The sequence below is a fragment of the Pseudomonas sp. Irchel s3h9 genome (assembly GCF_900187475.1).
In the GTDB taxonomy this organism is placed as follows: Bacteria; Pseudomonadota; Gammaproteobacteria; order Pseudomonadales; family Pseudomonadaceae; genus Aquipseudomonas; species Aquipseudomonas neuropathica.
This window is the reverse complement of sequence record NZ_FYDH01000012.1, coordinates 170827-193232: the sequence shown is the minus strand read 5'-3', so window position 1 is coordinate 193232 and position 22406 is coordinate 170827. Positions and strand designations below refer to the sequence as shown.

Sequence of the window (22406 nt, the reverse complement as noted above, 5' to 3'; positions counted from 1 at the left end):
ACAAGGCCAGAGTGCGACAAGCAGTAACGAGGGACTCCGGCCTACAACAATAAGCACGACGGAGAACACCCATGGCCACAATCGACACAGCATCCACCGGCAGTCCACCGCGCAGCGGCGGCATCACCAAGGAGGAGCGCAAGGTTATCTTCGCTTCATCCTTGGGCACGGTTTTCGAGTGGTACGACTTTTACCTTTATGGCTCTCTGGCAGCGATCATCGCCAAGCACTTCTTCGCTGGCGTTAACGAAACCACCGCGTTTATCTTCGCCCTGCTTGCCTTCGCCGCCGGGTTCGCGGTGCGGCCGTTCGGAGCCATTGTGTTCGGCCGTCTCGGCGACATGATCGGGCGCAAACACACCTTCCTTATCACCATCGTCATCATGGGCGTCTCCACCGCAATTGTCGGCATATTGCCCGGTTACGCGACCATTGGTGTTGCCGCACCGGTCATCCTCATCACTCTGCGCTTGCTCCAAGGCCTGGCGTTGGGCGGCGAGTATGGCGGCGCCGCGACCTACGTGGCCGAACACGCGCCGCGCAACAAGCGCGGCTTCTTCACCTCGTGGATTCAAACCACCGCGACCCTCGGCCTGTTTCTGTCGCTGCTGGTGATCCTCGCCTGCCGCACGGCGCTGGGCACTGAAGCCTTCGAAGCGTGGGGCTGGCGGATTCCGTTTCTGTTGTCGATCCTGCTGCTGATCGTCTCGGTGTACATCCGCCTGCAGCTGAGCGAGTCACCGGTGTTCCAGAAAATGAAAGCTGAAGGCAAGGCGTCGAAAGCGCCGCTGACCGAATCCTTCGCGCGCTGGGACAACCTCAAAGTGGTGATCATGTCATTGCTCGGCGGCACGGCCGGGCAAGCGGTGGTCTGGTACACCGGGCAGTTCTACGCGTTGTTCTTCCTGCTGCAGACGCTGAAGATCGACCCGCAAACCGCCAACCTGTTGATCGCCGGTTCGCTGCTGATCGGCACGCCGTTCTTCGTGATTTTCGGCAGCCTTTCCGACCGGATCGGGCGCAAGCCGATCATCATGGTCGGGTGCATGCTGGCGGCGCTGACGTACTTCCCGATCTTCCACGCGCTGACCCAGTACGGTAACCCTGATGTGTTTATCGCCCAGGAGAAGAACCCGGTCAAAGTGATCGCCAACCCGGATCAGTGCTCGTTCCAGTTCGACCCGGTGGGCAAGGCCAAATTCACCAGTTCCTGCGACCTGGCGAAGACCCTGCTGGCAAAACGGGCGATCCCGTATGAGAACGTGATTGCCGAGCCGGGCACCGTCGCACAAGTGCGCATCGGCGATAAAGTCGTCGAGAGTTTCGAAGGCAGCGCCCTGCCGGCCGCCGACTTCAAGACCCGCAACGATGCGTTCACCGCGACCCTCGGCACCGCGCTCAAGGAAGCCGGTTATCCGGAGAAAGCCGACCCGGCGAAAACCAACTACCCAATGGTATTGCTCCTGCTGACCGTGCTGGTGATCTACGTGACCATGGTTTATGGCCCGATTGCCGCGTGGCTGGTCGAGCTGTTCCCGACCCGCATCCGCTATACCTCGATGTCGCTGCCGTATCACATCGGTAACGGCTGGTTTGGTGGCTTCCTGCCGACGGTGGCGTTTGCCATGGTCGCCGCGACCGGGGATATCTACTACGGCTTGTGGTATCCGATCGTGATTGCGGTGATGACAGCGATACTGGGCACGTTCTTCCTGCCGGAAACCAAGGATCGCGACATTCTCAAGGATTGAACCCGATGCGTCGCCCTCCCCGTCAGTGGAGGGCGACGCGCAGGTTTCAACGCAGCAACCAGCGCGCCGTCAGCCTAGCGCTCAACGGCAGCATCCAGTAGACCATGTTGAAAGAGATCAACCCGGCCACCACCACTTTGAACAGCCATGCTGGCCATTGCAGGTTCGCCACCTCCAGCAGCGCCGCCAATCCCCAGGGCATGCTCACCGACAGCGGCAAAACGATCAGCCATGACAATACCCACTGCTTCCAACGGGCCCCCGAAGGGCTGCTCATCGTTGCTGTCGCCGGAGTACCGCGCGCTGATAGATGCGATCCCGCGCCAGTGTCATTGGATCGGCACTGAGGCTGATGCCGTCAAGCAAACGTCCCGGACTGAAGGCCAACTGCTGCTGGGCGCCGAACTGCGCATCGGCCGGCGCCAGTGAGTCGAGGCTGAAAATGCCCAACTCGACCTCCTGATGCTGACGCGACCACGCAACGGAGCCGTCTTCGATAGCATCCTCCGCTGACGCCAATTGCAACACCAGACGCAGCGTCAGCGATCCTTTGGCCAGTTGCTCTGCCATTTCCGACTGCAAGTAATCCGCCGGCTTCGCCGCTGCCTCGGCGTCACTCAATAGCGGCTGCATGAGCAGTGGCTCGATACGGTAACGGCCGATTGTTTCAACGCCCCGATGATTACTGAATACCAGAGCATTGACCGCGAAGTACTCGAGCCCCGCATAACTGCGCGGCGCCGGTTTCGGTGCATCGAGGAAAGCCCGCGCCCGTGGATGACTCGCCAGAAAGCTGTGCAGGGGCAGCGGATCGGGAGGTGTGGCGACATTAGCGGCAATGCCTTGCAGGAAGATCAGAAAATCTTCGGGCGTGGCCACCGGAAAGCCGTCGAACGAGTGCGTCACGATATCGGTGACCTCGCCGCCGGCCAGGGTAAACCGAACTGCCAGACCACGCGGGCTGGCCAGCGGATCTCCGTCAGCGGTGGCGGGTACGCCACTGAAGTTGGAGAACCGCAGTACCACCGGCACCGTTTGCCCCTGCAAATGCGCAGCCCGGCTGAGGGTGCTGGCGTTCGGCGAAGCCTTGAATGTACCGTTTACCAACAGGCCTTTGGCATGGGTCGCACGAAACCCCGGATGACGGCCGAAGGTGGCATTGAGCGCATCAAGCAAAGCGTCGTACAACGGCTCTGGGGCCATCGTGTCATTCCTTGTGTCGTTGGCAGACAAGGCTGAGGAAGATGCCAGCGTCCCGGCCAGCACGGCGCCGATCAGCAAGCGTTGCAAGCACACGGCATTCATGCCTGACGCAGACCGGGATTGAGTGCGATGTGTTTGTACTCGATGAAATCATCCATGGCCGCCACACCGTTAAGCCTGCCCTGCCCCGATTGCTTACAGCCACCCTCTTCGAATTCGTCGAACACCATGGCCCAATCGTTGATCCAGACGGTACCGACCTCCAACTCGCGGGCAACGCGTAACGAGCGATCGACATCACGGGTCCAGACGCTGGCCGCCAGACCGAACTCGCTGTTATTGGCCAACTCGATTGCCTCGGCTTCGCTGTCGAATACCTGCAAGGTCAGCACCGGCCCGAAGGTCTCTTGCTGGACAATAGCCATGTTTGGATCACTGACACGCAAGAATGTCGGTCGATAAAACGCGCCTTTAGCCAGTGGCCCTTCCACGACCGGCCCACCGCGCACAATCACTTGCGCTCCGTCGACAATTGCCTGCTCGACCACTTGATTGACCCGTTGCACATTGGCTTTGTCGATCAACGGCCCCATTTCACTGGCCGGATTTGCTGCGGGCCCCACGCGCACGGCCTCAAGAACGGCCGCCAGACGATCAGTCAGTGCCTTGGCAATATCGCGCTGCACCAGTAGTCGCGAACCCGTCATGCAGAACTGGCCGGCGAACACCGTCAAGGCTTTGAGCAGCACCGGAACGGCTGCCTCGAGATCGGCATCGTTGAACACCAGCATCGGCGTTTTACCGCCCAGTTCCAGACCAAAACGCTTGAGGTGTTGCGCCCCTGCCGCCGAGATCGCCCGGCCAGTGCCGGTACTGCCGGTAAAACTGATCACCGGCACCTTTGGCGACTCGACCAGATGTATAGACCCCGCCGCACCCGCTTCGCTGAACAGATTGATCACACCGCGCGGCAGTGACCGCGCCTCGCTCATGATGCGTGCGACCAATGCATTGGTCTGGGCGGTCTGCCCCGGCATTTTGATCACAGTTGTACAACCGGCGGCCAACGCCGGTGCCAGCGAACGAATCATCAACACCACCGGTGAATTCCACGGCACGATGATGCCTGCCACACCGACAGCCTGGCGCAATACAAGGGAAATCCGCCCCGGTGTCGGCTCCGCTGCGCGCCCATACTCGGTACGCGCCAACGCCGCGTAATAACGCAACTTGGACGGCACCATGCGCACTTCAAATTCCGCTTGCGGACGGATCTTGCCGTTTTCCAGCGCCAGTGTGTCAATCAACGCTTCGGCGTTACGTTCGAAGGCCTCCGCCAGCTCCAGCAGCACCGTGCCACGCAGGGCGCGATCGTCTTTCCAAGAGGACTGCGCAAACGAACGCAGGGCAGCTTCAATGCCCCGTTGCGCGGTATCCGCGCTCCCCTCGGCATAACAACCAATCTGCTCATACGTCGCGGGGTCAATCGAGTCTTTGTAAATACCGGAATCGTGCCATTGGCCATCGATCCAATTCAAAACGGGAGTGTTGTTCATAGCAGCATCGTCCTGACAATTAGGCGTAAAGCGCGGCGATTTTTTCCGCAAAAGCAATCACAGTGATGTTGGTGGCTACCGACGGCACATCGGGGAAGATCGACGCATCGACCACGCGCAGCCCGTGCAGACCAAGGACCCGGGCCTGCAAATCCACCACGGCATGCTTGTCACCGGGCACACCCATCGGAGCGGTTGAAGTTGGATGGTGATAGGTGTCCAGGCTCGCCCGGACGCTGGCCAACAGCGCTTCGTCCGACGCAACCCCCGCCCCCGGATTGAGTTCGCTGTGAATCAGGGCGTTCAACGGTGTTGTGCCACCGATCCTGCGGGCCAGGCGAATGCCGTCGAGCAGGCGCTGACGGTCCTCGGGTTCGGCGAGAAAATTCAGATCGATGATCGGCGCTGTAAGCGGATCGCGACTGGCCAGAGTGAGCGTGCCTCGGGACCGTGGCCGCGTGAGCGCAACCGCCAGCACGAAGCCGATGTTGGTCGGGCTCTGTTCGTGGGGAAACAGGTGCGTCGCAGTGATGTGCAGGTCCAGATCGCCGAACTCCGCGCTGCGGCTGTGGGACCAGAGTTTGGCGCCGATGGCCGGGGATTGACGGCCAATCAAGCGTGGATTGGCCGCGTAGGCGTTGTAGTAAAACGGATGATCCTGCAGTTGTTGGCCGACTGGCAGCGTTGCCACCACGGGAATCTGCAATGCCCGCAGATCGGCATCCGGACCAACGCCGGAACGCAGCAGAATCGCCGCACTGCCATAGCTGCCCGCGCTAAGAATGACCTCAGCGGCGCGCAGTTGCGTGCCGTCGCTCAATTGCACTCCGATCGCGCGTTGACCGTCGAACAAGACCTTATCCACCAGGCTGTCAGGGCGGATGTGTAAGTTGCCACGAGTGCGCACCTCATCGTTGAGGTAGGCCATACCGGTGTTGATGCGCACACCGTCGACGACGTTCATCGGGTACGGACCAACCCCGTTGGCATCGGCGCCATCAAAGTCGTCGATGATTTTATAGCCGTAGGAGAAAGTCGCCTGAATAAATGCCCGCTGCATTGGCGTGACATCCAGATGGCTCAGTTGCTGTACCGGAAGCGGCCCGGCATGCCCGTGCAAAGCACTGTCACCACGGCTGTGGCTTTCCAGTTTCCTGAAAAACGGCAGCAGGTCTTCATAGCCCCAGCCCGGCAGATTCCAGCGCGCGAAATCACTGGGCCGTGCCCGGATCGCCACGGCACCATTGATCGCAGAGCTGCCGCCCAACACTTTGCCGCGCACGGCGCCAATCGGATGCTCGATGTAGCCCGCCCGGGTTTTGTAACCCCACTCGAACTGCGGGTTGCCATTGGCACCGACAATGTCGCTGTTGGCGACAATGTCTGGATAGTCGTTCACGGCAAAACTGTTGCCTGCTTCCAGCAGCACGACCTGGCGCTGGCTGTTCTCGCTCAGACGCCGCGCCAACACTGCACCAGCCGAACCGCCACCGACGATCAGTACGTCGACGGTATCAAGGGTGTTCTTCATGCATTTCTTCCCTGTCAGACGCAGGAGTGGCGTCTGTTGGGAACAAGCATATGGAAGGACTCACACGCTCATAAGCAGGCAAAAACCGAATCGGGGTTTCGTTAATTCCGAACGACTCACTGCCTTTGGCGAGCATGCTCGGCAAGCTGCTTTTCCCACGCGGGTGGACTGCCGATCTGCTCACTGAGAAAGCTGATCAGCGCCTGCAGTTTCGGTGAAGCGCGCAGGGATTGCCGATACACCGCCGAGATATTTCCGCCGCGCGGTGCATACGCTGGCAACACCTCTTGCAGTTCGCCAGCGACCATCGGCTGCGCGGCAAGAAACGTCGGCAGAATCGCCAGGCCCATGCCGGCCTTGGCCGCTTCCATGAGTTGATGGGCATTGTTGGTGCGCAGGCGACAGCGCACGCGAAACGACTCCAGCGTGTTGTTCACCGGCAGCGTCCACATGCCATGGGGCTCGCGATTGACATAGAGCATGGCGAAATGGCGGGACAGTTCCTGCGGCGTCTGTGGTGTACCGTGAGCAGCAAGATAGTCGGGGCTGGCGCAAATGACGTGGCGGTTGGCGGTGATGTTTTTCGCCACCAATGAAGAATCAGGCAGCTCACCAATACGGATTGCGGCGTCGTAGCGCTCTTCGTGCAGATTGACATACCGATCGTCGAATTCGACATCCAGTTGCAATTGCGGGTAACGCACCGCGAATGACGACAGGATCGGCGTCAGATAGCGAATGCTGAACGCCATCGGTGCAGCCAGCCGCAGGTTGCCACGCAAGCTCGACTGGGAGGCTTGTACAGCGTCTTCGGCATTTTCGACTTCAGCCAGAATGCGCACGCAGTAGCGATAAAACACCTCGCCCGAATCAGTCAGGCGCGCCTGCCGTCCGCGTTCCAACAGAATACTGCCCAAGCGTTTTTCCAGGTTTTGCAGACGTTGGCTGACCATCGATTTAGCCATCCCTAAACGGCGTGCGGCTTCGGAAATACTTCCGGTGTCGACCACCATGACGAAAGCATGCATCTCACAGAGTTTGTTCACGTAGTTAATCCAAAGAAATCGCACAGGCCTGCGCAACCGGCGCGCAGATCTCGGGGGTGGTTCAGGCTATTACAAAGCGTGGTTTGAGAGTGTCAGCCAACTTGGCCATCATGCTGACGATCGGCTTGAAATTGATCAGCGGGGCCACGCCAGCCTGAACATTCAACGTCGGCAATCTAAAACCCCGCTGACCCATCGCGGTAGTCGCAAAAACGGACTGGTGTTTCCCATACAAGGGACGATCCGCCTTGTATAGTTAGCGCCTTCTGACTGAATGGATTACGACCGTGCTGGATCTCAATGACCTTCAGTACTTCGTCATGGTGGTGGATCATGGCGGTTTCGCGCAGACCGCCCGCGCCTTGGGCATTCCCAAGTCCAATCTGAGCCGACGCATCGCCCAGCTCGAAGAGCGCCTCGGTGTGCGCCTGATCATCCGCAACACCCGCCATTTCACAGTCACGGAGCTGGGGCAAACCTATTACGAGCGTTGCCGTGCGATGCTCAAGGAAGCCGAAGCCGCAGAGGCCGCGATCGCCCTGACTCACGCCGAGCCGGGCGGCGTGCTGCGCGTTACCTGTCCATCCGTACTGCTGGAAGAGTGCGTGGGCGCAATCATCACGCGTTTCATGGCTATCCACCCGCGCATGGAGGTGCATCTGGAGGCGACTGATCGTCAGGTCGATGTGGTCGCCGAGGGTGTCGATCTGGCGTTACGGGTACGCCCGCCGCCCCTGCAGGACTCCGAGTTGGTCAGCCGCGTCATGTCCCAGCGGCCACAGTGTCTGGTTGCGAGCCCCGGACTGCTGAGTCGTCTGGGCACGCCGAGCGCACCAGAAGATCTGGCCCGGTTCCCCAGTGTTCATCATGGCAGTCCGCAACGCGATTACAGCTGGACTCTGTTTCATCAGGACGGTTCGGAATTCACCCTCCAGCATCGCCCGAACCTGATTACCAAAGGCCTGCCGATGCTGCGCTGCGCGGCGATCGACAGCGTTGGCGTTGCGCAGATGCCAATGTCGTTGGTACACGACTTCATTGAGCGAGGGGAACTGATCGTGGTCCTGCCTGACTGGGCGCCGAGAACTGAAATGATTCATGCAGTGTTTGCGACCCGGCACGGGATGCTGCCGTCTTCGCGCTTGCTGATTGATTTCATGCTGGAGCAATTCAGATTGCTCGATGATCCGCTGCGCGGCATGCGCAAGCCGCCATTGGTTTGATGCCCCGCAAAAATATCGAACGCCCACCGCAACGGCACCTCCAATGTTTACATCACTGGAGGTCAGCACCATGAATAGCGATGACAGCAAAATCCAGAACGCCCCGCCCACCGACACCTCCGGCAAACCGGTGAATGTGGTCAAGCGCGATCTTGAAGACAGGGACGATGACACCGAAGCCGTTGATGAGGTCATCACGCCTTCGTCTAACCGCGTAAAGGAGCAGGACGCCGAGACGCTGCAACGCAAGATCGATGAGATCGAACGAAAAGTGGCCGATGGCAACTAGGCCGCGTTGGGAGCGGATGGAGTACATCCGCTCCCGCAGCGCATTGAGCTCACGCCGGTTGGAACGTCGATTCGAGCAGATGACCGCCGATGAACTGACCGTTCTGCACCTGAAGCAGTACCTGACGATCGGATTGATCGAACAGTGAGCGGTGCAGTTGCCTGGCGTTGATCGGGCCATTTTTCAGATCATTGTCGAGCGCCGCCAGTTGCGATTTGAAGCGTTGCAAGTTGTCGGCACTGCCACTGAAAAACAGCGTGTTGCTTAACTCCATCTGGGCACTGTAAATCTGCTGGTTCGCCGCAGCGGTCACGGTCAGGCGCTGCAGATTGTCCAGCACTTTCGCCGCTTCGGTGCGGTAGCGTGCCAATGGTTTTTCCATGTGCAGCAAGGCGTAAGCGACCACGCGCAACTGCGTGACTTGCAGATAGCTTTGAACCCAAATGTCCATCCGCGACAGACTTTCAAGCAAAGCCACCCGGGAGGAGTCGGCATTGAACAGCTTGCCTGTTTCGACGGCCTTCGCCTTGTCCACCTCTTTGTTCATCTCCCGCTCGAAATACGTCTCCAAGGCCACCAGGTCGACCTGGCGGTTTTCCAGTTGCATCAGCGCAGCCGCATCAATGCCTTCCTGTGGATAGTGATCAAGCAGGCTTTGCACGTAACCCACCAGCCCGGTCAAATCATCACGGCGCAGGTTGATCAGGTCTTCTTGCACTTCATCCAGCTGGCGCTTGATGGCGGAAAGTTTCTCATTGATATCGTGCAGGTGTTTCTGCCCGACCGCCGACGAGACGGCATTCCATAGCGCACCACTGAGCATAATGTTTTGCAGGTTGTCGGGGCTGAACAAGTGCGCATTTTCCTTGATGCGCCCGCTTTCGGTGACGAAGGCACGCACCGCACCTTCTTGATCCTTGGCTTTGGTCAACGTCTCAAATGGCAGACTGCACACAACGTAGTTGCCGTTTTGCAACTCGGCCAGCGCCGCCAGGCCCGGGACATTGGACAGCAATGGGTTGAGTGCGCTGAGTTGCCCGGCGGGAATGGCACTGCCGGTGATGACCGGCGCGCGGTCGAACACACTGATCTTCATTAACGTACCGCCCGCCTCATCGGCCAGCACCATGTCCTGCAGCGCCGCGCCCTGCCCGGCCAGCGTTGCAGGATTGGCCAGTTTTGGCGCAACGGGCGCTTGTGCATCCGCTTCCTGACGCAAACGGATCCAGCCCATCTGCGCCACGAACGGCACGGTGACCCGATACGCCTCTGCCGCCGCGCTTTGCGCCCCGATGCCTGCCGTGACCAACAATCCCAGCGGGTTCAAACGCAGGCCGGTGGAAACAGCGGTGAACAACGCTGCACTACCGCCAGCCGACAAGCCCATGATCGTACCGCTCGCACCAAGTCCCAAGGCCGATGCCAGCGAGAACGTACCGGACAAGACTTTGATGTGCGTGCTGCGTTCGTGCCGTTGCGCAGCAGGCATTTCACGCCATTCGGCACCAAACAGGGCCAGCGCAATTTCCCGCTCCTTCTGCGCCAGTGGCTTGTCCGCAGGGCTCTTGCCGTTCAGCTTCTTGTACACGTCGTCAACGATTTCGCTGTAGGCCACCGCAGTAAGGCCGAGTGCGCGGCGCGCGAGGTTCATTGCCGAATTGCCGCCGAACTGCTGCAATTCATGGCCCAGCAGTGCAAGCAGTGGTGCGGAGTATCGATCGGCACGGGGATCATGTTTGGCCAGAATCAACTGTTTCTTGCACTCGGCGTCCAGACCCGCCCGGCCTCGGCCGAAATCGCTGATCACGTCCACCAATACATCGATTTCCTCGGCGCTGGCAGCCTGCATCTGCGCCAGTAACGTCTCATCGCACACCCATTGTTCCTTCAACATTGCCTCTCCTGCACTAAACAATCGGCTCGAATACCGGTAAATCATCGCTCAGAGCGAGCGCGCCATCAAAAAGATATCACAATAGATATTGCAGAAAGGGTCTGACAGACCAAAGTCTTAACGTGCAGCACATCGCGCAGCCGCAATCAGGTAATCATGAATACGTTGGCCGTTTCGTCCTGCGACGCACCTTTGGCACACTGCCTATGAGCGGAGAAACTGTTGACTCATTCTGTCGTCAGCGTCGCCAGCGCCAGGGCATTGCCCAGTGCTGCGCCGCTGGCGGTGTTGTCGAAAATGCACCAGGTCGTGGCACCTGCAGCGGTCGCTGACAGCAAGGCGTGTGCGAGGTGTTGCAGATAAGGTGAATCGTAGGCGCTGTGGTAAATGCGCGGTGAGCCGTGCAGGCGCCAATACTGTGTTCCCGCCCAGCCGCCTGGCGAAATATCACGGCTGATGCGCAAAGGATCGACTGCTGCTTGGGCGATCCGGTGAGTCATTAATATAGGCTCGGCGCTGACCCACGATTCATGCCTTGGCTCAAGCACCACCGCGCCGGAGAAGCGCTCGCGCAATGTCGTGAAAAAGGTTTCGGCGCTGGCGGCGTCAAACGCCAGCGAAGGTGGTAACTGCACCAGCAAGCAGCCCAAGCGTTCGCCCAGACCGCCGCATTCAGCCAGAAACCTGTCCAGCGCCGCCTCGCAACCTGCCAGGCGTAATTCATGGGTGATGTGTTTGGGCATTTTCACCGAAAAACGGAAGGCCTCCGGTACGCCATCGGCCCAACGCTCATAGGTTTGCCGGCGATGCGGGCGGTAGAACGAGCTGTTGATTTCCACGCCGTTGAGTCGCGCGGCGTAGCGCTGCAAATGCGTGCCCTCTACCGGAAATACCGGCCAGTGCTCGCGTCCCAGACTCCAGCCTGCACAGCCGATGAAAATCAAAAGTACACCTGCGGTTTTCTCCTGCCTGATCGTTCCTACGCTCTGCGTGGGAATGCCTCAAGGGACGCTCCGTGTCCAGTGACGCGGAGCGGCACGGGCTGCATTACCACGCAGAGCGTGGGAACGATCAAACCTGTGCGTTTACCGGTTATTTTTTGCCGGGCAGCACCGCGCCGAGCACCTGTTTGGCGGTTTGCACGATCACCCCGGCTTCATCCGGATCGCCCTTGAGCAACGTCGTGGCGAATTTCTTCGCCTGCTCAAGCTTGATGTGCGGCGGCAAGGGCGGCACGTTCGGGTCGGTCTTGAACTCGATCACCACCGGCACTTCCGAGGCCAATGCCTTTTCCCACGCAGCGGCGACGTCTTCTTCGCGATCGACAAAGATGCCTTTCAGGCCAATGGAAATGGCGAACAAGTGGTAAGGCACGTCCGGGATACTTTGCGACGCTTCGAACTTCGGATCGCCCTCCATCACTCGCTGCTCCCACGTGACCTGATTAAGATCCTCGTTGTTGAACACCGCGCAGATCCATTTCGGACTCGCCCATTGCCGCCAATATTTGGCGACGGTGATCAGTTCGGCCATGTTGTTCATCTGCATTGCTCCATCGCCCACCAGCGCAATCACTGAACGCTCGGGATAAGCAAACTTGGCGGCAATCGCGTAAGGCACTGCGGCGCCCATGGACGCCAGGCCACCGGACAACGAGCACTGCATGCCACGGCGGATTTTCAGGTCACGGGCAAACCAGTTGGCGCAGGAGCCGGAGTCGCTGGTGATGATGGCCTCATCGGGCAAGCGTGGCGACAGCTCATAGACCACCCGTTGCGGGTTGACCGGATCAGCCTTGGCCATGGCGCGTCTTTCCAGGGATTTCTCCCAACTGCTGCGCCAACCTTCGATTTTCTTGCGCCACTTGTTGGAGGTTTTCTGTTCGAGCAGTGGCAATAACGCGGCGAGGGTTTCCGCCGAGTCGCCGACCAGATTGACCTCCATCGGATAACGCAGGCTGAGCATGTCCGGCTGCAAATCGATCTGCACACCGCGCGCCTGGCCTTCTTTGGGCAGAAACTCCGAATACGGAAAACCCGAACCGATCATCAGCAAGGTGTCGCACTCACTCATCAGCTTGTAGCTCGGTTCGGTGCCGAGCAGGCCGATGCTACCGGTGACCCAAGGCAGATCATCGGGCAGCGCGGCTTTGCCCAATAATGCCTTGGCGACGCCGGCACCGAGTTTCTCCGCCACGGCGATGACTTGATCCGTCGCCTGCAATGCCCCGGCGCCAACCAGAATGGCGACCTTCTCGCCCGCATTCAAAACATCGGCGGCGCGCTGCAGATCCTCTTCATAAGGCAGCACTTTGGGTTTCGTGTAACCCACCCCGGAATGCGCGGTGCCATGCGCGCGAGCCGGTGCTTCATACTTCAGTTCCTGCAAATCGTTGGGCAGAATCAGCGCGGTCACCCGGCGTTCTCCCACGGCCGTGCGCACGGCCCGATCGAGCAAATGGCGCACCTGCGAAGGCGCCGAGGCCTGCTGTACAAATGCCCCGGCGACGTCTTTGAACATCGACACCAGATCCAGCTCTTGCTGATAGTGACTGCCCAATGCCGTGCGTGCCTGCTGGCCGACGATGGCGAGCACCGGCATGTGGTCCATGCGCGCGTCATAGAGGCCGGTGATCAGGTGCGAGGCGCCGGGGCCGGAAGTGGCGATGCACACACCCAGTTCGCCGGTGAACTTCGCGTGTGCCGAGGCCATGAACGCGGCCATTTCTTCATGCCGCGCCTGAACGAATTCGATTTTGCCCTTGGCCCGACTCAGCGCGCCGAACACGCCGTTGATCCCGTCGCCCGGATAACCAAAAATTCGCGTAACGCCCCATTCACTGAGCCGCTCAACCAGAAAATCTCCCACTGTCATCGTCATCTCGATCCTCGTCTTTCTCCGCTGCATGGAGCTGCCCCGGCAGAACATCCGCCGAGAGGTCTAAGGGTCTGGACAGTTGGGTTGTTGGCGAAGTTTCGATTGGTTTCCTCAGGCCAATCCTTGTTTGTTTTTCTGAGTCCCCCACAAGACCTGTCGATCGGTGGTGAGGCCATTCGCGAGCAGGCTCGCTCCCGCAGGGAATTGAGTTGCAAATGTGGGAGCGAGCCTGCTCGCGAAGGCGCCAGAACAGTCACTGCTGAGGCGGGGCCTTTCAACGATGCGGATGCACCGTGAACGCCACCAGTTTGATCACGATCGGCCGCACGACCAGGATGCACAGGAACGCCACCGGCATCGCCAACTTATAGGCGTGCAAGGCATTACTCAGGTAGTTGTTATCAATGCCCGAATTGGCAGCGGTGATCACCAACGACATCAGGAATGCCATGATCGTCGCCATGTACAACGCAAACACATACGGCGTGGCGCGCGGCGACAGCTTGCGTCGGCTAAGGATCAGGGCTTCGGAGCTTGTTGGTTGATTCATAAGGCGTTTCCATCCATTGACAGGGAGACCGCACGTTAGCAAAGCCGGTCTGCCGCAACTAGACGCTCAGCCGCAGGTACTTTATAAAGCAGAACTTACGAATCAACCCACGACGGGACGATGAATGAATCTGTTAGCGGCGATTGCCAGTTTTATCAAAGTGGTCGAAGCCGGCTCGATTGTCGGCGCCGCCAAGACCCTCGGCGTCAGTGCGGCAGCGGTCAGCCAAACGCTCAATCGGCTAGAAGCACACCTCGGTGTACGGCTGTTGCAACGCACCACGCGCAGCATGGCACTGACCGAAAACGGCGCGGTGTACTACGAGAAAGTCCGCCGGATTGCGGCGGATCTGGAATCGGCGCAAAGCTTGATCAGCAGCGATGAAACCGAGTTGCAGGGCCGGCTGAGCATCGCCTCGACATCTGCTTTTGGCCGCCATGTGCTGGCGTCGCTGATTGCCGGCTTCACCGCACAGCACCCGCGCCTGCTCATCGAACTGTCGACCACCAATGGCAAGATCAACCACATTCAGGACGGTATCGACCTGAGCCTGCGGATCAAGCCGCAACTGGAGGACGGCATCGTCGCGCGCAAGATCGTTTCGCTGCCCTTCATCATGTGCGCCGCGCCGGCCTATCTTCAGCGCGCCGGGTGGCCGCAATCGCCGGATGATTTGCAAAACCATGCCTGCCTGGCCTTTCGTTATCCCCTGGACGGGCGTTTTCTGCGCTGGAGCTTTATCCGCGACGGGCAGCGTTTCGACGCCAATATCAACGCCACCGCCATCAGTGATGACATTGATGCACTGGCGCAAATGGCGGTTCACGGCGCCGGGGTCACCCGGCTGGCGGAGTTTGTCGCAGCGCCTTATCTGGCGAGCGGGCAATTGGTGCCGCTGTTTGAACACAGCGACGCCACCCACTCCGTTGTCGAGCCGATGGACATCTACGCCTGCGTGCAGGAACGTGCGGCGATGACGCCGAAGGTCAAAGCCTTTCTGGATTATTTGACAGCGCATCTGGCCACGCGCTGGCCGATGGAAAATGTTTAAGATTCCGGGTTCAAAGAGGCTCGCTGAAGCGCGCGAAATCGGGCAAAGTCCACCTCGCCCAATCGGCCCATCACGGAAGATAACAACAATGAAAAAAACGCTCACTGCCCTGCTACTGATCTGCTTGAGCAGCCACGCCTTCGCTGACGCCCAACCCGTTGGTTTCCAGTACGCCACGCTGGCGGATCCGCGCAATGAGCGCCCGGTAGAAATGGTCGTCTGGTACCCGAGTGCGACCACCGCTGCGACGCCACAACTGTTCGGCGACAACCCGGTCTTCGTCGGTGCGCCTGCGGTGCTCGACGCCCCGGCCGCCAAGGGCGAGCATCCATTGGTAGTGCTGTCCCACGGCAATGGCGGTAGCTGGATCAACCAGACATGGCTGGCCAGTGCACTGGCCCATCAAGGTTACATCGTCGCGGCGGTCAACCACCCCGGCACCACCAGTCGCGACCGCAGCCCGCAAGCAGCGGCGCAGCTGTGGCAACGCCCCGTTGACCTCAGCCGCGCCATCGATGCCGTGACGGCTCAGCCAGAAAAATTCGGCGCAGTGACCAAGGATCGAATTGCTGTTGTGGGCCATTCTCTCGGCGGCTGGACAGTGCTCGAAACCGGCGGCGCGCGCTTCGACCCCGAACGATTTGCCGAAGACTGCAAGGTCCACACGCAACTCGCCAGTTGCACCGCCTACCAACAAATGAACACTGCAAACACTGCGCAAGCGAAAGCTCAATTGGCCGCCGACTGGCGTGACAAGCGCGTCACTGCCGTGGTTTCACTGGATCTGGGCCTGTCGCGCGGGATGACCGACGCCAGCCTCGCGGCCTACCCCGTGCCGATCCTGGTGATCGCTGCCGGCGTGCCGTCGAAAGAACTGCCCGCTGAACTGGAGTCCGTCGACCTCGCCAAACGTCTGCCAAAAACTTCATCGCATTTCGTCGAGATCAGCGACGCCAGTCACTTCAGTTTCATGGCAATCTGCAAACCTGGCGCCGTGGCCATGCTCGACGAGGATGTACCGGGCGACAGCATCATCTGCACCGATGGCGACGGTGGTCGTCCGCGTGCGGTCATTCAGCAACAGGTGATTTCCCTGATCAGCGGGTTTCTGGCGCCGTCACCTGCCCCCTTGAAACAAGCCATTACCTACAAGGATTCGCAATAACAATGCTCACGCCCTCCCCTCAGACCTTCCGGGGCAGTTGCCTGTGCGGAGCGGTGAAATACCAGATCCGTTCGCGGCCCAAGGCGCTTTCGCATTGCCATTGCAGCCAGTGCCGCAAAAGCCACGGCGCGGCGTTTGCCAGCTATGGCAGCGTGCAGCGCCAGAACCTGGAATTGCTGGAAGGTGCTGACCAGCTGAAGTCGTATCAATCGTCTGAATCGGTACAACGCCAGTTCTGCACGCACTGCGGCTCGTCGCTGTTCTGGGCAAGCAATCAAGGGGAATTCAACGGCTGGATCTCGGTTGCGCTGGGCACGCTCGACACGACGTTCACCACTGAAAAACAGCAACATGTGGAAGTCACTTCGAAGGCGCCGTGGTTTGAAATCAAGGATCAATGGCCGCAGCGCTGAGGCTGAAAGATTCATTTATCAGACGTTGCTTCACCCGTTGGAGATCAGATGAAACGCTCAAAAATTGCGGCGTTGGCTGCGCTGGTAATGGCCGCAATAACTGTCATTTCACTGCAGATGTTTCTGTACGACGCCGAGATAACCATGGCTCAGGCATCCATGGGCAGCGTGCCTGTCCAATTGGTCGCACAAATCCTGATCACCATCGCCACTCATCTGTTCGTCGTCCTGATGGTGCCAACGCTCTTGATCGCCTACAGGAAGTACCTCGCCGGCTATGCGGTGCTTGCCCTGTCCCTCGCGGCCTACGCCCAGATGACCACAGGGCTGGGCGTGATCGGGCCGATGATCGCGGTCATCGCCGTCTCGATCCTGGGTTTTTATGGCTTCAGAAAAGCCAGCGAATGGGTTCGCTACCTGCGCGCGAAATGACTGATGCGACCGATCAATCGCGCTCTGGTACAGGAAGCGGGTTCTGTGGTGTCCTGTCTATGATCAGCGAGGTATTTTTTCCACTTGCCAAGATGAGGCCCCTTAGATGAGCAAAGCGCCGTACGTTCCGCCCCAGGTCTGGAAAAACGAAGCCCCGTCCGGTGGCCAGTTCGCCAGCATCAATCGGCCGATTGCTGGCCCTACCCATGACAAAACGCTGCCAGTCGGCAAGCATCCATTGCAGCTGTACTCGCTGGCCACGCCCAACGGCGTCAAAGTGACGATTCTGCTGGAAGAGCTGCTGGCGTTGGGGCACAGCGCTGCCGAGTACGATGCGTGGCTGATCCGCATTGGCGAGGGCGATCAGTTCTCCAGCGGGTTTGTCGAGATCAACCCCAATTCGAAAATCCCGGCGCTGCTCGATCGCAGTGTCGAGCCGCCCATTCGCGTATTCGAATCGGGTTCGATCCTGCTGTACTTGGCGGAAAAATTCGGCGCATTCCTGCCGAAGGATCCGGCGGGCCGTACCGAAACCTTGAACTGGCTGTTCTGGCAAATGGGCTCGGCGCCCTACTTGGGCGGCGGTTTCGGGCACTTCTATGCCTATGCGCCGGAGAAGATGGAGTACCCGATCAACCGCTTCACCATGGAAGCTAAGCGGCAACTGGACGTGCTCGACCGGCGTCTGGCCGAAAGCGCCTATCTGGCCGGCGACAGCTACACCATCGCTGACATCGCAGTCTGGCCGTGGTACGGGCAATTGGTGCGCAACAATGTCTACTCAGCCGCCGAGTTTCTAGCGGCCCACGAATACACGCACGTGCAGCGCTGGGCAGAGGAGATCGCCAAACGGCCGGCCGTCATTCGCGGACAACGCGTCAATCGCACTTGGGGCGATGAAGCGACTCAAGTGCCCGAGCGGCACCAGGCCGAAGATCTGAACTGAGCCCTCTTCGCCTCACGCTCATCCGCTGAGCGTGCCCCCATCAGCAGCGCCGGCGCAGTTTCTTGTGCCGGGCCGCTGCGCCCTGATTTGCCCCTCGCACGCCCCCGAAAACTCACACGTCCCTGCCAATCCCCCGCGGTAGAGCCTCCGGTCAATTGTGAAAAATTCGTTAACTAACTGAGCCGTACGGCTTTCTTCACCCGGAATGATCTGACACACTAATGCGAATAATTCCTACACGCACTCGCACTGGATTCGTTTTCGTATCATTTGGGGAAGCAGATTGATGTCGTTTCGCACCATACACCGCCGCTCAAACCGTTCACCAAACCTGTTGGCGCTCGCCATTTGCATGGCCAGCATCCCACCGGCGCTGGCCGACGAGGCAACACCTGCCACGTCTGAAACAGCCGCGCCGGCCACGCTAGAACTGGACGCGACTGAAATCGGCGCGACCCAGATGAGCAGCACCACCGAAGACACCCAGTCCTACACCACTGGCCCGATGCGGACGGCGACCAAGCTGTCGCTGACCATGCGCGAAACGCCCCAAGCGGTAACGGTGATCACCCGTCAGCGCATGGACGACCAGAATATGACCAGCATCAACGACGTGGTGAAAGGTACGCCGGGACTGTTCCTCAGTCAGGCCAGCGGCCCGGGTCGGCAGACTTACAGTTCGCGCGGTTTCGACATCGACACCATCATGTACGACGGCCTGCCGAGTTCCTACTCGCCGTTCTCGATGGCGGTGCAACCGAACCTGGCAATGTTCGACCGCGTCGAAATTGTCCGTGGCGCGACCGGCCTGGTCACCGGTGCCGGCAACCCTTCGGCGGCGATCAACCTGGTGCGCAAACGCCCGACGGCCGATCAGCGTGTAACCCTCACCGGTGCCGCCGGCAGTTGGGATGACTACCGTGGCGAGATCGACGCCTCCAGCCCGTTGAACGAAAGCGGCACCCTGCGTGGCCGGGTGGTCAGTTCCTATCAAGGCGCCGACAGCTTCCGCGACAAGGAAGAAAATGACCACGGCCTGTTCTACGCCATCGGTGAAGCCGACCTCAGCGACAGCACCACCGCGACCCTCGGCTTCTCGCGCCAGAACGAACAGACCAACTATTTCTGGGGCGGCCTGCCGATCGGCACCAACGGCCACCACCTCGACCTGCCCCGCTCCACCTACCCGGGCACCGACTGGGAAAACCGCAAGCTGCAGATCGATACTGTGTTCGGCGAGGTCGAGCATCGTTTCGACAACGACTGGAAACTGCACGTCGCCGGCTCATCCTCGACCCTCGACGGCGAGTTCTCCGGGACTTACCTGTCGCGTTACGCCGGCCCGCTGGAAACCACGGCCTATCAATCCCATCACACCGACAAGCAGCGCTCGCTCGACGTGTTCGCCAGTGGTCCGTTCGAAGCGTTTGGCCGCAGCCACGAACTGGTGGTCGGGGCCAGCAACCGGGTGTATGACGCGACCACCAAGGAATACGATCCGTACACCACGGCCTGGCCGATTGGCGCACCCAAGCCTGATTTTGTACGGGACGGCAAAACCCGCAACGTCACCACCCAGGACGCGGTGTACCTGACCACTCGCCTGAGCCTGGCCGATCCGCTGACGCTGATCCTCGGCGGCCGTCTCGACTGGTACGACTACGATGACCGCACGGCCGATGGCGACTACAAAGTCACGCGCAACCTCACCCGTTATGCCGGCCTGATCTACAGACTTGACGACCATCACTCGGTGTACGCCAGCTACACCGACATCTTCACCCCGCAAACCCAGAAGGATCTCGGCGGCAAGGTGCTCGAACCGATCGTCGGCGAAAACTACGAGGTGGGCATCAAGGGCGAGTACTTTGACGGCGCCCTCAACGCCAGTCTGGCGGTGTTCCAGATGGACCAGACCGGCCGCGCCACCCAGGCCGACAATCAGTTCGGCTGCCCGGTCCTGACCTGCTACGGCTCATCGGGCAAGGTACGCAGCCAGGGCGTGGACATGGAACTGCAAGGCGCGCTGACCGACAACTGGCAGGTCGGCGCTGGCTATACCTATACCCGCGCGCACTACATCAAGGACGAAAACCCGGCCAACAACAATCAACGTTTCGAAACCGACACGCCGGAGCATCTGTTCAAGGTGTCCACCGTCTATCGCTTCCAGGGTCCGCTGCAGCACCTGCGCGTGGGCGGCAACGTTTACTGGCAAAGCCGCATGTACAACGACGTCGCTCTGGCCAATAACGGTAGCTACCGCCTTGAACAGGGCGGCTATGCGGTCACCGACCTGATGGCCGGGTACGAGGTCAACAAACACCTGGATCTGCAGGTCAACGCGAACAATATCTTTGATCGCGTCTACTACTCCGCCATCGGCTCCAATGTTACGTGGGGCTCCAACGACAACTACGGCAACCCGCGCAGCTATATGCTGACGGCGAAGTACAAGTTCTGAGTCGCTGACCTTCTGATCAGCAACAAACAAGGGCGCCGGGGAAAGCCACGGCGCCCTTGTACTTTCTGGCCTCTTCATTAGTCATGAGCAGCAATAACCGTTAGTCTCTGAGCGAACTCTTCACGAAGCATCGCGCCATGACCAATCCGGCCTTTACCCCTGATATTGACGCGATCCGCAGCATTGACGCGGTGCCAGTCATCCTGAGCATGGTCAAACACCTCACGGGCATGCGGTTCGCTGCGGTCGCACGGGTCACCGAAAGCAACTGGGTGGCATGCGCTGTCGATGACTCCATTGATTTCGGGCTCAAACCCGGTGGCGAACTGGTACTTGAATCGACCATCTGCCACGAGATCCGCCAACATAAGCAGCCGGTGATCTTCGGGCACGCCAGCGCGCACCCGGTCTTTTCGTTGCACCACACGCCGAAAACCTATGGGCTGGAAAGCTACATCTCCATTCCCATCGTCAAAGCCAATGGCGACTTCTTCGGCACGCTGTGCGCCATCGACTCGGTCCCGGCCAATATCGACGAACCGGCCATCACCAAAACACTGACCCTGTTCGCTCAATTGATCGCCATGAACCTGGACACCCAACGCCATCTGGAAGCGACCCAGATCGAGCTGAACAACGCCAATGAACTCGGGCGCCTGCGCGAGCAATTCATCGCCGTTCTCGGCCACGACTTGCGCACACCACTGAGCGCGGTGCGCATGAGCGCCGACTTGCTGGAAAGCAAAACCGAAGACAAGCGTTCGCTCAACCTGATTGCGGCGATTCGCAACAGCTCGGTGCGCATGGGCGTGTTGATCGAAAACATCCTCGACTTTGCCCGAGGACGTCTGGGTGGCGGGATTCCGGTGCAGCGCAAGTTGGTGGACGACTTGCAGCACACCCTGCAATTGACCCTCGCCGAGGTACAAGCATCCCATCCCCAAGCGGTGTTTATCCATGAACTGGATGTGCCGGCGGGCATTTATTGCGATGCGCTGCGCATCAGCCAATTGCTTTCCAATCTGCTGGGTAACGCGGCCACCCATGGCTCGAACAGCGCGCCAATCGTCCTCAAGGCGTATGCGGAAAATGACGAGATCGTGATCTCCCTGACCAACCAGGGCACACCGATTCCAGCGCAACTGATGCCACTGCTGTTTGAACCGTTCTCCCGGGCCGAGGCCGGGCAACGTTGCGAGGGTTTGGGGCTGGGACTGTATATCGCCTCGCAGATCGCGATGGCGCACAACGGTACCTTGAGCGTGACCTCAAGCGCCGAGTCGGGAACCTGCTTCGTGGCGAGATTCCCGGCCCGGTACAAATGGCTTTAAGCCGCCTGCCGCCGCATTGTCAGAATCGCCGCGCCAAAACCGATAAAGGTCGAACCGACCACACGACTGACCCAACGGGACAACGCCGGACGGGTCAGCACGCCCTTCGCGCGCGAAGCCAGCGCGGCATAGACACTCAGTGACGACACCGACAACGCCATGAAGATCGAGGTCAGGATCAGAAACTGCGGCAGCAGCGTCGCGCCCTGATCAATGAACTGCGGAAACAACGCAGTAAAAAACATCGTCGCCTTGGGATTGGTCACCGCCGTCAGGAACGCCGACTTGTACAGCTTGCCGCGAGTCGGTCGCACTCTGCCCGCCTCACCTTCAATCCCATCCGGCAGCATCGGCCCCTTTTTGAACAATTGCTTGACCCCGAGGTAGAACAGATACCCGGCCCCGATGATCTTCACCGCGTTAAACAACACTTCAGAACTGGCCAACAACGCCCCCAGCCCCAACATCGCCGCCGCCGACAAACAGAACAGCCCACTGGCATTACCCAGCGACGACCAGATAGTGCTGCGCTGCCCGTGAGCAAGGCTATTGTTGATCGCCATCAACGTCGCAGGCCCCGGGCTGGCGATAGCAATCGCCGCGACCACAGTGAAGGTCAATATCGAGTGAGAATCCATTTTCGCTGCTCGCCTAAGTGAAGTCGCCGCATGTTACAGCAACCGG

20 protein-coding genes are annotated in these 22406 nt (G+C 59.7%); 10 read left to right on the top strand and 10 right to left on the bottom strand.

The window, feature by feature from the left end:
• Nucleotides 1-71: 71 nt before the first annotated feature.
• Nucleotides 72-1751, top strand: coding sequence for an MFS transporter (locus CKW26_RS20785; protein ID WP_007919119.1), 1680 nt, complete (start codon nt 72-74; stop codon nt 1749-1751).
• Between the two features lie 46 nt (nt 1752-1797).
• On the opposite strand, the gene CKW26_RS20780 is transcribed toward CKW26_RS20785, so the two are convergent.
• The 5 genes from CKW26_RS20780 to CKW26_RS20760 all read right to left on the bottom strand — a co-directional run bounded on the left by CKW26_RS20780 (nt 1798) and on the right by CKW26_RS20760 (nt 7087).
• Complete coding sequence (locus CKW26_RS20780) at nt 1798-2028, bottom strand: hypothetical protein (protein WP_095049973.1); 231 nt, start codon at nt 2026-2028, stop codon at nt 1798-1800.
• Nucleotides 2025-3056 carry a catalase family peroxidase gene (locus tag CKW26_RS20775; protein WP_245398052.1) on the bottom strand — a complete coding sequence of 344 codons (1032 nt, stop codon included), beginning with the start codon at nt 3054-3056 and terminating at the stop codon, nt 2025-2027. The genes CKW26_RS20780 and CKW26_RS20775 overlap by 4 nt, the downstream gene beginning before the upstream one ends.
• A complete protein-coding gene (locus tag CKW26_RS20770) occupies nt 3053-4510 on the bottom strand; it encodes an aldehyde dehydrogenase family protein (protein WP_095049971.1) in 1458 nt (485 codons plus the stop codon). Before CKW26_RS20770 ends, CKW26_RS20775 begins: the two co-directional genes overlap by 4 nt.
• 19 nt (nt 4511-4529) lie before the next feature.
• A complete protein-coding gene (locus tag CKW26_RS20765) occupies nt 4530-6041 on the bottom strand; it encodes a GMC family oxidoreductase (RefSeq protein ID WP_095049970.1) in 1512 nt (503 codons plus the stop codon).
• Nucleotides 6042-6157: 116 nt separating this feature from the next.
• A complete protein-coding gene (locus CKW26_RS20760) occupies nt 6158-7087 on the bottom strand; it encodes a LysR family transcriptional regulator (RefSeq protein WP_095049969.1) in 930 nt (309 codons plus the stop codon).
• Between the two features lie 287 nt (nt 7088-7374).
• Between CKW26_RS20760 and CKW26_RS20755 the strand changes: the two genes are divergently transcribed.
• The gene (locus tag CKW26_RS20755) at nt 7375-8310 is read left to right on the top strand and encodes a LysR substrate-binding domain-containing protein (RefSeq protein WP_095049968.1); all 936 of its coding nucleotides are present in this window, start codon (nt 7375-7377) and stop codon (nt 8308-8310) included.
• Nucleotides 8311-8380: 70 nt separating this feature from the next.
• Complete coding sequence (locus tag CKW26_RS20750; protein ID WP_095049967.1) at nt 8381-8599, top strand: hypothetical protein; 219 nt, start codon at nt 8381-8383, stop codon at nt 8597-8599.
• A gap of 49 nt (nt 8600-8648) precedes the next feature.
• On the opposite strand, the gene CKW26_RS20745 is transcribed toward CKW26_RS20750, so the two are convergent.
• The 4 genes from CKW26_RS20745 to CKW26_RS20730 form a co-directional block, all read right to left on the bottom strand.
• Nucleotides 8649-10493: a hypothetical protein gene (locus CKW26_RS20745; RefSeq protein WP_095049966.1), complete on the bottom strand. Its 1845-nt coding sequence runs from the start codon at nt 10491-10493 to the stop codon at nt 8649-8651.
• 227 nt (nt 10494-10720) lie between these two features.
• Nucleotides 10721-11437 carry a DUF72 domain-containing protein gene (locus CKW26_RS20740; RefSeq protein WP_095049965.1) on the bottom strand — a complete coding sequence of 239 codons (717 nt, stop codon included), beginning with the start codon at nt 11435-11437 and terminating at the stop codon, nt 10721-10723.
• A 148-nt stretch (nt 11438-11585) separates the two neighbouring features.
• Nucleotides 11586-13373, bottom strand: a complete 1788-nt coding sequence (locus CKW26_RS20735; RefSeq protein ID WP_095049964.1) for a thiamine pyrophosphate-requiring protein — start codon at nt 13371-13373, stop codon at nt 11586-11588.
• 271 nt (nt 13374-13644) lie between these two features.
• Nucleotides 13645-13920, bottom strand: a complete 276-nt coding sequence (locus CKW26_RS20730) for a DUF2798 domain-containing protein (protein ID WP_095049963.1) — start codon at nt 13918-13920, stop codon at nt 13645-13647.
• Nucleotides 13921-14044: 124 nt separating this feature from the next.
• On the opposite strand from CKW26_RS20730, the gene CKW26_RS20725 reads away from it, so the two are divergent.
• The 7 genes from CKW26_RS20725 (at nt 14045) to CKW26_RS20695 (ending at nt 21722) form a co-directional block, all read left to right on the top strand.
• Entirely contained in the window at nt 14045-14971 is a 927-nt protein-coding gene (locus CKW26_RS20725) for a LysR family transcriptional regulator (protein ID WP_095049962.1), read from the top strand.
• 88 nt (nt 14972-15059) lie between these two features.
• A complete protein-coding gene (locus tag CKW26_RS20720; RefSeq protein WP_095049961.1) occupies nt 15060-16136 on the top strand; it encodes an alpha/beta fold hydrolase in 1077 nt (358 codons plus the stop codon).
• A gap of 2 nt (nt 16137-16138) precedes the next feature.
• Nucleotides 16139-16549: a GFA family protein gene (locus CKW26_RS20715; protein ID WP_095049960.1), complete on the top strand. Its 411-nt coding sequence runs from the start codon at nt 16139-16141 to the stop codon at nt 16547-16549.
• Between the two features lie 48 nt (nt 16550-16597).
• A complete protein-coding gene (locus CKW26_RS20710; protein ID WP_095049959.1) occupies nt 16598-16981 on the top strand; it encodes a hypothetical protein in 384 nt (127 codons plus the stop codon).
• 106 nt (nt 16982-17087) lie between these two features.
• On the top strand, nt 17088-17927 hold the full coding sequence (yghU, locus tag CKW26_RS20705) for a glutathione-dependent disulfide-bond oxidoreductase (RefSeq protein ID WP_095049958.1): 840 nt from the start codon (nt 17088-17090) through the stop codon (nt 17925-17927).
• A 286-nt stretch (nt 17928-18213) separates the two neighbouring features.
• On the top strand, nt 18214-20391 hold the full coding sequence (locus CKW26_RS20700; protein WP_095049957.1) for a TonB-dependent siderophore receptor: 2178 nt from the start codon (nt 18214-18216) through the stop codon (nt 20389-20391).
• A gap of 137 nt (nt 20392-20528) precedes the next feature.
• Nucleotides 20529-21722 carry a GAF domain-containing sensor histidine kinase gene (locus CKW26_RS20695; RefSeq protein ID WP_095049956.1) on the top strand — a complete coding sequence of 398 codons (1194 nt, stop codon included), beginning with the start codon at nt 20529-20531 and terminating at the stop codon, nt 21720-21722.
• On the opposite strand, the gene CKW26_RS20690 is transcribed toward CKW26_RS20695, so the two are convergent.
• Complete coding sequence (locus CKW26_RS20690; protein ID WP_095049955.1) at nt 21719-22360, bottom strand: LysE family translocator; 642 nt, start codon at nt 22358-22360, stop codon at nt 21719-21721. The two genes, CKW26_RS20695 and CKW26_RS20690, sit on opposite strands and share 4 nt — an antisense overlap.
• Between the last annotated feature and the right edge of the window lie 46 nt (nt 22361-22406).